At 29.0% G+C, this 11,782-nt stretch carries 11 protein-coding genes; 10 read left to right on the top strand and 1 reads right to left on the bottom strand.

What is annotated here, in order from left to right:
• The first annotated feature begins 421 nt into the window (after nucleotides 1-421).
• From PGOND44_RS14390 to PGOND44_RS14345, 10 genes are all read left to right on the top strand, one after another.
• The gene (locus PGOND44_RS14390) at nucleotides 422-1,666 is read left to right on the top strand and encodes a hypothetical protein (protein ID WP_003445126.1); all 1,245 of its coding nucleotides are present in this window, start codon (nucleotides 422-424) and stop codon (nucleotides 1,664-1,666) included.
• A gap of 26 nt (nucleotides 1,667-1,692) precedes the next feature.
• On the top strand, nucleotides 1,693-2,556 hold the full coding sequence (locus PGOND44_RS14385) for a hypothetical protein (RefSeq protein WP_003445124.1): 864 nt from the start codon (nucleotides 1,693-1,695) through the stop codon (nucleotides 2,554-2,556).
• A 13-nt stretch (nucleotides 2,557-2,569) separates the two neighbouring features.
• Nucleotides 2,570-2,797: a hypothetical protein gene (locus PGOND44_RS14380; protein WP_003445122.1), complete on the top strand. Its 228-nt coding sequence runs from the start codon at nucleotides 2,570-2,572 to the stop codon at nucleotides 2,795-2,797.
• A gap of 62 nt (nucleotides 2,798-2,859) precedes the next feature.
• Nucleotides 2,860-3,435 (top strand): RNA polymerase sigma factor, encoded by a 576-nt coding sequence (locus PGOND44_RS14375; protein WP_003445120.1) that lies wholly within the window; start codon nucleotides 2,860-2,862, stop codon nucleotides 3,433-3,435.
• The gene (locus PGOND44_RS14370; RefSeq protein WP_003445119.1) at nucleotides 3,422-4,501 is read left to right on the top strand and encodes a hypothetical protein; all 1,080 of its coding nucleotides are present in this window, start codon (nucleotides 3,422-3,424) and stop codon (nucleotides 4,499-4,501) included. Before PGOND44_RS14375 ends, PGOND44_RS14370 begins: the two co-directional genes overlap by 14 nt.
• Nucleotides 4,502-4,546: 45 nt before the next feature.
• Complete coding sequence (locus PGOND44_RS14365; protein WP_162138438.1) at nucleotides 4,547-7,513, top strand: CHAT domain-containing protein; 2,967 nt, start codon at nucleotides 4,547-4,549, stop codon at nucleotides 7,511-7,513.
• Nucleotides 7,514-7,596: 83 nt separating this feature from the next.
• The gene (locus PGOND44_RS14360; protein WP_003445114.1) at nucleotides 7,597-8,109 is read left to right on the top strand and encodes a hypothetical protein; all 513 of its coding nucleotides are present in this window, start codon (nucleotides 7,597-7,599) and stop codon (nucleotides 8,107-8,109) included.
• 89 nt (nucleotides 8,110-8,198) lie between these two features.
• The gene (locus tag PGOND44_RS14355) at nucleotides 8,199-8,705 is read left to right on the top strand and encodes a hypothetical protein (protein ID WP_003445111.1); all 507 of its coding nucleotides are present in this window, start codon (nucleotides 8,199-8,201) and stop codon (nucleotides 8,703-8,705) included.
• Between the two features lie 99 nt (nucleotides 8,706-8,804).
• Nucleotides 8,805-9,203 (top strand): hypothetical protein, encoded by a 399-nt coding sequence (locus PGOND44_RS14350; protein WP_147228572.1) that lies wholly within the window; start codon nucleotides 8,805-8,807, stop codon nucleotides 9,201-9,203.
• Nucleotides 9,204-9,665: 462 nt separating this feature from the next.
• Entirely contained in the window at nucleotides 9,666-10,856 is a 1,191-nt protein-coding gene (locus PGOND44_RS14345) for a hypothetical protein (RefSeq protein ID WP_003445106.1), read from the top strand.
• A 349-nt stretch (nucleotides 10,857-11,205) separates the two neighbouring features.
• Here the strand turns inward: PGOND44_RS14345 and PGOND44_RS14340 are convergent, their stop codons facing one another.
• Complete coding sequence (locus PGOND44_RS14340) at nucleotides 11,206-11,580, bottom strand: helix-turn-helix domain-containing protein (protein ID WP_236612008.1); 375 nt, start codon at nucleotides 11,578-11,580, stop codon at nucleotides 11,206-11,208.
• Nucleotides 11,581-11,782: the final 202 nt, after the last annotated feature.

Below are 11,782 nucleotides of genomic sequence, written 5' to 3'. Positions count from 1 at the left end.
AACTCTTAAAAAAAAAGCCTCACATTTCTGTGAAGCTTTTCTTAGTAGCGGGGACTGGACTCCCTTCGACTCCGTTGCACTTCGCTCAGGATAAACTTCTCGCCCAATAACTCTTAAAATAAAAAAAAGCCTCACATTTCTGTGAAGCTTTTCTTAGTAGAGGAGCTTGAAAAAATATCAAACAGTCTGCTATTTGAATTAGAGAAATTTGAAGATTTTACTTATCCTAAAAAATGATTTGAAAGTTGATAGATTCCCTTTCTTATCAAAACGAAGAGGAAGACCTAATTCTGTTTTTTTTATTTTGGAAAATATTCCGTTTGAATGAAATTAGTAAGTTCTATTTATTTTTTAATTCTTTCGAGGTTACCTTTTCACTAATATCACATTAAGGGTTGTAATCAATTAAAAACAACTAATAATGGAGGCACTTAAAAACAAAACTAAAGGAATCAATTCTTCAAAACCAGAAGAAGCTCAAAAATCTAAACAGACCAATAGTAATATTACCAGAGTTAAAAGTTTTTCAAACTATGGACATCTTCAATCGGGATTAAATAGAGGAGACGCTACTTCTTTAAAAACATTTCTGAATTGGATTAAAGACGGCTTTGTGGTAGATGAAAATTATAACGAGCAGGAAACTAATGAAAAGAGAAAATCACTTGAAGCAAAAATTGAAGATAAAAAAGACGATAAGCAAAAAGTTATTGCAGAGAAAAAGGTGATAGAACAAGTTCAAATCCCAAATAAGAATCAAGACCGCACTAATTTAAATAATAGCATTGCCGACATTCAGAACGATTTAGACAATGAAATGCTAGAGACGGGATTTCAAAGTACCAACTACTATTTATACACAGGACTTACCATTGTACTAGCAGTGTACTTAATCTTCTTTTATGCTTCAACTATTTACTCAGCGTTCTTTAGGAGTGCAGGGTTACTGGTAGAAACATCTGGTGATGACCTAGCAATGGTGATAGGTTCCATATTTGATATGAATGGAATTTTAAATCCATCTCCTAATTTGATAATCGTTTACTTAGGTTCTTTCCTCTTCTTTGCCTTAGGGATCATTCCTCACACTATAAAAGGCTCATACCGCACACTAAAAATAGCTGGCTTTCTTTTAGGAACCTTAATTGTAGATGCATTACTTGCCTATAAAATAGATAAATCCATTCATGAAATTAAAGTAATGGCTGGAATCGGAGAAGAAAATTGGGACTTTTGGGCCAGTGAAAACTTCTATTTGGTTCTAGCTTTTGGATATCTGGCATATTTGGTCTTTGGTTACATGTATCAATTAATGAATGAAGAAAAGACTAAGAAAAATCCTAAAAAAATAGCACAACGCAATATCAATTTGATAAGAGAGCAAATTAAGGAAGTAAACCAGATGATCAATAAATATGAGGAACAAATTGTAGAGTTACAGTCTAAAGTAGAGATGCTCGAAAGCAGAATAGGATTACTTATGAAGAGTTTGAATGACACGATGATTAACCCAGAAGTCTTGTCTAAAAGTTTAAATAGTTTTTACATAGGATGGAGACAGTTCTTAAATGGCTCATCAGAGATAGGCGCTGAGAAAGTAGAATGTGAAAATATATACAAAACATTTATGGAAGAAAATTTCAAAACAATTTCTTCACTCAACTAAATTATAAACTCTAAAAAATAAATATCATGAAAAGTTACACATTATTAACAATAATTATAATAAATGGTTTGTTTAGTCTCGCTTTTGCGAATGAAGAGAATACTTCAGAAAACCTTTCAAAAAGGAAACCTATAAATTATACAATCATCCTAGATCTAAGTGATCGAGTGCTGAATCAAAATCAGTTATCTTATGATTTCGCACAAATTGAATTGATCTTTAAAAAATTTAAAAAGAAAGCCAAACAGAATCTTATCATCACCTCAAAAGATCGATTTGTCTTAAAAATAATACCTCAAAAAGGAAGTTCTTTAGATCTTAATTATTATGAAAATATACTTCAATTAAGATTAGATCAATTGAGCATAAAAGATAAGAACAAACGACTAGAAAAGCTAGAATCTATATTGACTTCTACTCTAGAAAAACTTAAGAAAGAAGCTGTTCTAGGTAAGAAACACTCCGATTATGCAGGTGTGGATTTATGGTCTTTTTTAAATAATAATAAAGAGAATCTGACTAGTGCTGGATATGATAACACGATTATAATAATGACAGATGGTTACCTGGACTTTGAAAATAATAATCATGTAATAGAGCAAAATAATCATTTTACGGGCACTAATTTTTTAAAGGATTTAAACGGAAATGATTGGAAACTAGAAGCGAAAAATAAGGATATAGGCATCTTACCTATCTCATTAGATTTTAAAGCTACCTGGATAGTTACGGGAATAAAAAGCAAGGAAGCTAGTGACTTGTACCAAATTTCAAAGGTCAAATATTTTTGGAATAAATGGATAAAGCAAAGCGCAAATACCCATCCTTTATTCATCAACTACAGTACAAAAAGTCAAATTTTATCCGAACTTAATTCTATCATTAATTAAACAAACTACTATCATGAAAGCAATATTAAAAGTATACAATAATCCGCATAACTATTCATTAGATTTTCCAGATGAGATAAGACAAATAGGATCTTGTACTGAAGGTATAAAAATCGCTAGAGGGAATATATCTAAGCTACGTAGAACAGGTGTGTTTATCGCATATCAAATAGAGACAACTATGGGAGACCTTATGTATAAATTACCTATTTATCCTATTAAAAGAGCAGGAAAAAGATAACTGCAGCTATTAACATTCTAAAATATTACCTTTAAAGATTTATAACGAGTTTTAAGATAAGGATGGATAGTAAAGAATTGATAGAATTAAGACAGGATAAAAACAAGCTAAAGCAAATGTACAAGATTTGTAAACCTAAATGTTTTGCCTTTATGGCAAAATGTTTTGGATCTCAAAGTATGGATGACACTAAAATGTTTACGGTGTTTAATGATGCAGTTATAGTCTTGTATGAAAAATTAGAGGATCCTGATTTTAAATTAACATCGTCTATTCAAACCTATTTAAATTCTGTGTGCAGAAACATGGCACTTGAAGGGTTCAGAAAAGAACAAAAACTTTATAAAACAACAGATCGAGATATAGAAAATCTAGATTATAGTGATCAAGTAACAGATGTGCTAGAAGAAATCACCAATGAAAGTCCATATGAAAAGGCCATTAATAAAGCTTTTGCAGTAATGAGAAATAAAGGTGGTAATTGCGCCGAAATTCTAACTATGTTCTGGTATCAAAAAGCAAGCATGGAGGAGATAGCATCAAGGTTCACTTACACGAATGCAAAAAATGCCAAAAACCAAAAAGCAAAATGTCAGAAAAGATTAAAAGATATAGCGCTACAATTTGAAAGAAATTAAAATGAAAGTCATAACTGAAATAACAAAAAACACATACGAGCTTACTTTTAATAGCGAAGCTGAATATGAGTGGTTTCAAATAGGGAGGCTTTTTATAGAATCGGATGATATTTATAAAGATTTAATTGAAAATGCTTTAATTAAAAAAAATAAATCAAAAGAAGATGTTCTAAGCTGGAGAGATCTATTCTTTATGGAAATTGCAGAACAAAATGAGCATTTAGATGACCAAAATCCTTTGATTAAATTAATTAGAACCCTTCCCCTTTTTATATCTAATATTAAATTCATAAACAATTTACCTAAAGCAACGGCGGCACTGGGAAGAGAGATTCTTTTAGATGAATTAATAGATAACAAAAATGCTGATCAATTAATTCCAGATAAATTGATTGAAGCGGCTCTAAAAAAAAAATCACGTGATGATTTGAAGAGAAACTTTGAAGAGTGGAATGCCGAGGATGAAATCAAAACAAAAAAACTTAATTCAAAGAGGTCTTTTTATGCTAAATATATAGCCATAGCAGCTATTTTTTTTATAGGATTAGTATTATGGCAACCAAATAAAATGTCTGATAATCAAATAATAGAAGAATTCGCGTATAATAATAAAGTCTTTGAAAATATATTGAATGGAGGTATATTAAAATCCAAGTTGAATAGTGGTTTACGAGGTAAAGAATATAATTTTAAAGGTTTAACCGCAAGAGAATCTAAAAAAGCTAAAGAGGCTATTTATTTAGTAGGTAGTCACGAAATGCTTGCTGCTAAAGAGAAATTATTAAATTTAGATATTGAAAATAAAAGTAATAATCAATTACTATTTTTCCTAGCTATCTCTCAAGCTTATTCAGGAGATGAGAAAAAAGCCTTAGACAATTTGATAGAATTAAAAAAAATAGAAAATTCTTTATTATTAGAAGATGTTGATTTTCAATTAGCTATGCTCTTTATTAAGATTAATAAAAGGGGTGAAGGCAAGAAATTACTCAATTCTATAGCAAGGAAACCAGGTAAGTACCAATCTGAATCTGAAAAAATATTAAGAAAAATGAAATGGTTTTAGATTATGATTTCAAGAAGCTCAATTATTGAAAGTATTAAAAGCTCTATGAACATAATTTTATTATTAGTCGTAGTGTATTTTATAATAATAATAATTCATTTAGCTTGGTATATAGCTTCACCTGAAGGCTTTTGGGGGTTTAATTATTTTATTGAAGTTATAAGGGTATTGCTATTCTGTATTTTGTTATTAGTGGTCATTGTTGTTATTGTTCTTTTAATATTGAATTACTTATACTCTTTATTCAAAGGAAAGTTTAATTTCAAAAAATTATTAAATGGTATAGGGGTTCTGTTATTTATAATTTTTGCTATAGTCATCAATGGGCTCTACTACAATTATGGGTCATTTTGGTTTACTTCTATAATGTCTGATAAATATAGTTATTTAGAGCAAAGTGAGAAAATGCTTAAAAAAGGAGAGTTTGTTAATGCAATAGAATTTTCAGAGAATGCATATGAAAAATATCGTAACACTTCCTATCCGTCAGTTTTCTTTATTTTATCTCATCTTTATTCAAAAACAACTATTGCTAAAAATGTAAGGCTTGATAAAAAATATGCGTCTACTATAAACTTGGCAATGTGTATTGAAAGTACCATGCAAGATTTGGGGCAAGCTGAGAAAAAATATAAGGAAGCGTTGAGTTTAATAGGTTCTGAGAGTTACTTTGAAAATCAAGATGAATATTTAGTTTTTCCTAAAATGGCCTTGGCCAACATTCGTGAATTACAAGGTGATTATGAGGCCTCCGAAAAACTGTTTTTTGAAGTAGAAAAACTGTATAGTGGTTTTTCAGATAAAGATTTGTCATATAAGATTCAAAGTTTGACAATATTTCTGGTTAGTTCGATGCGATCAAGAGATTTGGAAGAAAGTGAACTAATATTAAACTCTATTTTAAAATCCTACGAAAATAGCGAACTTAAAAAAGATAAGAATTACCAGTTTCTAATAAATACTAAAGTAGGTATAGAAATTAAAATGAATAAGTATAATGCAGCAAGAAAAACCTATGCTGAATTAATTTCTTTGGATATTTCTGAAGACCCTAACATTTTTGCTATCCTATTATCAACCAAGGCGAATTTTTTTATTTATGCTTATTCTCGGGGGTTAAATTATAAAGACTTAAAAGCACTAAATTTAATAAAATCATCATCATTTTTTTTTGATAATGATGATAAAAACTTATTAGATGAAGCTGAGAGGCTATTAATAGAACAGGTTGAAATCCTTCGAGAATCTAAAGGAGAAAACTCAGTATCCTTTTGTGAAGCTTTAATAGAATTAGGTGATTTTTATAAACATAATGGCTTTCTAAACAAGGCAAAGAAAGTATTTAAAAATTTACATGGTTTAATAGAGTATGAGAAACAGGAGTTAAGGGATGTATATTTAAAGGTCTTATTGGCACATATTTCTTTAGGTGATGAAGTTGATTTAACTATGGTTAAAGAAGCTGAACAACTAATTTTTGAAAGACTTAATTTGAAACTTTTCTTCTCAACTTCTAGAGCAAAAGAAACCTATGTGTCAAAAGTTGAAAATGAAATTAATATTATTAATAGTTACTATCTCAAGAATAATAGTCCACAATCAAATATTTCTTTGTACAATAATATTCTTAGATTTAATAAAACCGCCCTCAATGCTAATAAAGAGGTGAATGAATTAATAAACGAGCTTCCTAATGAAATAAAAAAAGCATATGCCGAATTGTTGAATTCATCTATTAATTTTAATGATTCAATTAGTATTAATGTGAAGGAAAAGGAGTTCTTATATTCCATAATTGAGGATTATAATCTACCATTGTATTATAATCAGGATTCGAATTATCTATTAATTCAGAACTGTTTAGATAAAGATGAATATGCGATTGAAATATTAACAACAGATTATTTAAAGAAAAATGGTGAATTTTCTAAAAAATATTTTGCTTTAGTTCTTAATAATGAACTAGAGTGGCCAGTTCGAATTGAGCTTTTCAATCAAAATAAGTTAGAGGATATTCTTGATATACAAGGAGATATTGTATTAAGAAACAACTTATTATATAAAACCAAAGATGAGAATGTAGGGTTGCGAGGATTAATATGGAATCCTTTAAAGGATTTCATTAAACCAGGGTCAAAAATCTTTTTATCCCTATCAGGAGATCTTAGCTCTATTGCTTTGCCATCATTATTCATTAGTTCAAAGAATGATATTCGTTTAGTTAGTAGTACTAAAAATATCATTGAATTACATGAAGGTTATTATGATGATTCAAAAAGAAACATAGCATTTGGAGGTGTAGATTTTAGTAGTATTAATTTATCAAATAGAACCCGTAGTTTTTCGTCTGTAACTAACAGTATCAAAAATAATTTACAAAATGGATTTTTTCCGCCCCTTCCTTATACATTTAAAGAAGTAGATGAAATTAAGACCGTTTTAGCAGCAAATCAGCAAGAATGTCTCGTGCTTTACGATGATGAAGCAAGTGAAACTAATTTGCGCAAATTAAATGGAATAGCATTTAATTTTATTCACATTGCAACTCATGGATTTTATTACACAAGTGCTGATGTTAATTTGATGGATAGAAATGTAACAAATATTTCTATAGATGATTCTATGAATCGCAGCGGTATATTGTTATCTCAAAATTTAAAAAATGATTTAAGTTATGCTAATGACGGAATTGTTACAGCAAAGGAATTAAGCAGTATGGATCTATCTAACGTAGATTTGATGGTTCTTTCAGCTTGTGACACTGGTAAAGGAGATTATAAAGGTTCAGAAGGTATATTTGGTCTTCAAAGAGCATTGGAATTAAGTGGAGTTAAAAAACAGATAGTAAGTTTATGGAAGGTTCCTGATAAAGAAACATCTGAACTTTTTACTCTGTTTTATAAAAATTATATAGAAGGTAATTCAATATATCATTCGCTAAAACAAGCACAAATTTCAATGTCGGAGAAATATGAACCGTATTATTGGGCTTCTTTTATTTTATTAGAATAAAAATAATTATTCTTGGGTTACCTTTTTAAGATAGTTGCATTAAGGAGTGTATAAATATTAATAACACTTTAAAAACCTTAATCATGAAAACCATTTTCACAACAGCAATCTTTTTTACTTTAGGACTCACAGTAGCCTTTTCACAAACTTACAATGCCACTTCAAGCGTAGATTATTTTGGTAATACCAATACAGTTTACTCCAATAGTCATGGAAATACTATAGCTACAAGTAAAATGTCTACAGATTATTTTGGTAATGATAATACCACCTATTATGATTCTAGTGGGGCTACAATGGGAACGTCTTCATCAAGTGTAGATTATTTTGGTAACGACAATACTACTTCCTATGACACCTACGGGAATACAACGAGCACATCAGCAGGTTCTATAGATTATTTTAACAATTACAATGTGAACTATCAAGACACTAATGGAAACACTGTAGGTCAGAGTTCTTCTTCATTAGATTATTTTAATAATGTAAATACTACATTTTCTAATAGCAATGGAGAAACGACAGCATCGTCAACTAGTTCTTATGACCATTTTGGTAATTTTAATTCAACTATTACCATTACACCTTGGAATTAGTGAGAGATAGCTTTTAAAAGTTAAATACTTGAAATCACAGTGAATTTAGATATAAGAGTAGAAAAATATAATACTTAAACATTCAATAAATGAGGAATTTATTAAAAAGAAGTAGCCACTTATCTAAGGAAGAGAAACAGAAAATATTTGATTCATTTTGTATTAATCTTTGCAAAGAAACAGATGAAAAATTAATTCAATTATATAACTCAGAAGTGGAAGCATTTGAAGTTAATAGTCTACTTCATATTTATTTAGCTGCTTTAGCTGCGATTATTGAGTTGAGAAAATTAGATAAAAAAGAAATTCTTAAAAATAGAAAATCACTATTTCAATATGTCGTTTTCATAAAGGGTGATAAGTTATGTTTCATAGATGATTTAACTTTAAATGAAGTAGAGGCATTGGTTTACAGATTTGTATTTGGCAAAATAAATGATACTATAGACAAAACCCCATCTGTAGTTCATTATGATAAAGAATGGATAATCTACAAAGAGCATAAGTCATTTGGAATAGTTAAAACCAAAACAAATTTTTTAATACGTTCGATTATAAAAGGGAACGTATTAGATGATTTTCATTTTAAAAAATAAATTTATTTTCAACTACGCCCCTATAGGTATGTATAAAAAATACACTTGGAATAATTAAATAAGAAGACAAATTAAAAAGATAATATGAATTATAGGTTTATGAAAAAGACAGTTATTTTCCTCTTTTTGATCTGTAGCCCTTATGTGCTGATGCTCATTGTTAATGAAACCATTCGTTCAACAACTAATAACCAAGCTGGAGTAATTCATGGTTATAAAACTATGAATATATCAAAACCAGTAAAAGACAAATGTACGTGGGCGTGTCACAACGATACAACTTACTGTAAGAATAATCATGTAAAAACATTAAAGCCCTATTTTGAATATACCGATCCTACGTATTTTGGAATAATCAACTTATTACATAGCACTGGAAATTATGGTGTGGCTAATATTGTCTTTTTGGTACTTCTTATTCCACTTTTAATTTTGTATTTCATCTTAAAAGCTATTGATTTAAATATTAAAACCAAAAGATTAAAAAATAAGAAATGAAATTTTCAGAGGTAATGAAGCAATTAGTAGAATCAGGCATATATGTCTATATCTACTGCACAGATTTCATAATCAATTTAGCCAATTTATTTAATTTGTCTTATTATGAAGTGAATTTTATCATTTTTTGTGTTCTATATCCATTAGCACTTATAAGTTCATTTTTGATCTATGTTAGAATAGTTGTGAGGTTTCGAAAGAAAAAAAGCAGATAATTTAATTCGTATCAAACAAAGTAAAAGGAATATGACTCGCTAAAATAATAGACAGGTGGGTGATAATTAAGATTTATGTAAACTCCTTTAGTAAGAGGTATTATTTATAAAAATCTATACTATAATTCTAAATAATCAATTCTCAAAAAATCACAGTAAGAGTTATTTATTAGTTTTTTTGAGTAGAATAAGCGGCTTTTTATTACAAAGAAAGTATTCATACAAAATGATTTAACCCTTGAATAATATGTTATTTAAGCTTGAAGATTTAAAAACAAACTTAGTTTCAAAATTTTATCCATTCAGTAAAAAGGAGCTGATTGAAAATAAAGATAAACTCAATTTTGATCGCTATTATTTAATGGATAATAAGCATATTGTTTGGGATGAAGAGTTACTGGATTGCTTTAAGAAAGAACTAGATTGGACTGCCATATGGAAATTGTCTAAAATTGATTTATCTATAGATTTCTTTAAAAAGTATGAAGACTTAATTGACTTCTCTAGTATTGATCTTTCTAAAAGCTTTTTCCCTTCGAAAGACATTCTAAACTTATACAGTGATAGGTTTAATAAAAATAGACTTGTCTTAAATTTGGTTGATAATCAACTTGACTTTATAGATCATCATAAAGAGAATTTAGACTGGGATAGATTGTCGAGGACTTTTAACTTCAAGCAGTCTGATGAAATTGTGACTAGATATGAAGACTTGTGGAATTGGAATTTATTATCAACAAATAAATCTTTACCCACAAATGCAAGCTTCATCCACAAGTTTAAAGATAAATTGAGTTTTCAAACCTTATCAAAAAACCCTTCTTTTTTTTATACAATCTTAAAAAATCCAAATTATGAAAATTGGAATTGGAAGTATTTTATGGTTAATCCAAAGCTTGAATGGAATATTGAAATTGAAGAATTTTTAAAACCTAGAATAGAGTTTAAGATGAATCCCGTATTCAAGAGGTTCGACCTTATCTATTCTCAAATTATTAATTTTTTAATTATGTGTGAGGATAACAGAGTTAACTACTTTTTAGTTGATAAGTATTTAAAACATATCTCATTTGAGAGTCTTAGCAAGTCTATGATACATATAAATCCAATATTTTTTCATAACCACAAAGATAAAATTGACTTCGCAAATCAGCTTTTAATCTATAAAAATAAAGACATGATAAGCATGAAATATATACTTGATAATCCTAAAAGATTCGATTGGAAATATGGTCATGTCACCAGACTAAACATTACCCAAGAGTTTTTAAAAAAATATCCATATAAGTTTTCTTGGTTTGACTTATCGAGTAATACCTTTTTTGATTGGGATTGGGATTTTATTGAAAAAAATATCGAAAATCTTCATCTTCATCGATTGTCTCTAAACACTGCTGTGTTTGATTGTTTTATGAAAAGCCCAAATAATGATTTTTAAATAAACGTCTATATTAAAAGGTGAGTTTTGTTTGATGATTATATTGGTGAAAGAGCTTTGTAATACTGTCTATTCAAATAGGATGGAAGATTTTTTGAATTCTCTTCTGATTTAGAAACTCCAATTAATAAAAAAACTGAATGAAAAACTAACACAAAGCTCTTGAACTAGAATTTGGGGCGGACATTCTTATCGCTAAAAAGTCATATAGAAGACTTAAATTTTTGAATTAATAAATTTGAAACAGAGTTTAATTTGAACCTTCCGATTCTCCTTTGCATACTCGATTATGTGGTTTCATTATTTTCTAGCAGCTTTAAATCCACGATTGTAACCACATCTATATCCATCAGAACATTCTAATTTTGCTAAAGGACAAAGTGGTGTTAGTGGACAAAGTGCCATTTTTATCTCTTTGTTTCTGTGCTCTCCCGTTTGTACTAATGCTAGCATCTTGTAATTTCCTTCCTAATTCGTCATCCTTAGCAAGAAAAAGAAAGTCTTTTTCTAACCCCAACACTTGTAAAACCAAAAAATACGAACCCATACTCACCGTTGGCTTGCCTTTCTCAATTGCCGACAAAGTTGGCCTGCTCATATTTGCACGTTCAGCTACTTGTTCAGCACTGAGTTTTCTTCTCAAGCGTGCAAGCTTAATATTCTCACCCATTTCATCAAGAAGTCTTCTTGCTTTTGGTAATATCAACATTTTCTTTTTTGTCATAACACAAAATACATTTTACAAATATAGCTTATTTTGTAAATTATAATTTACATTATAAAATATTTTTGACACCATACGTTTCCTACCAACATTTACAATTAATTGGTTAAAAGTGCATAATGATTTTGACGAAAATCCTGTCGGACTTAATTAACACAATTGCATTTTGTAACTTAACTTTAACCTGGCAAAAACACCTCGT

The sequence above is a fragment of the Psychroflexus gondwanensis ACAM 44 genome (assembly GCF_000355905.1).
Classification (GTDB): domain Bacteria; phylum Bacteroidota; class Bacteroidia; order Flavobacteriales; family Flavobacteriaceae; genus Psychroflexus; species Psychroflexus gondwanensis.
The sequence above is the reverse complement of the archived record's forward strand: the minus strand, read 5'-3'. Positions and strand labels throughout refer to the sequence as shown.